The organism is Vibrio sp. 2132-1 (assembly GCF_033344315.1).
Genome location: NZ_JAWPON010000529.1, coordinates 1 through 614, shown reverse-complemented (window position 1 = coordinate 614; position 614 = coordinate 1). Strand labels below are relative to the sequence as shown.

Genomic DNA, 614 nt, shown 5'->3' with positions numbered 1-614 from the left:
CCTTCTCGTCCGATTATATACTCGCTCAACTTGAAGATGCAGGTTTCAAAATCTGAAAATTATCCGTAATTCGGGATACCAGTGAGCCTGCAACTTCTGGCAACGTTACATTGAAAAATTCATTAATAGCCGTTGTAAATTCAGCCTTCGAGGAGAAGTAAATATTGTTCCTCACATGCTCATTCATCACTTTCCAAAGCCGCTCTATTGGATTTAAATTTGGACTGTAAGGCGGTAAGTAATGAAGCTCGATATTGAGCACTTTTGCCGCATTTTTCACCAACTCTGACTGATGATAGGCGGCACCATCAAGCACTAGGTGAACTTTTTGCTCCAACGGATAATGCTCCTTTTTGAGCTTCCAGAAGAAGCGAACAATGCTCTCGCTGTTGATCGTGTCATACGTGTCTGTCACCGTTGCGCCAATATTTTGAAGCGGTAACGCACCGATAATATTAAGACGAGTTCGACTGCCTGTTGTCTCAATCACTTTGTCTTGGCCCTTTCGTATCCAGCCCTCACTGAGTTTTTTTGACTGCGTAGGATGAACGTCATCCATGAACAGCACAGGGTCTTCGCTGCTTTTTAGCGTCTCGTTATGGTATTCGATCAAG

Annotated in this window: 1 protein-coding gene; it reads right to left on the bottom strand. The window is 43.5% G+C overall.

Features of this window, described 5'->3' with window-relative positions:
• Positions 1-25: 25 nt before the first annotated feature.
• A partial coding sequence (locus tag R8N47_RS26460; protein ID WP_318186264.1) for an IS630 family transposase occupies positions 26-614 on the bottom strand: 589 nt, incomplete at its 5' end.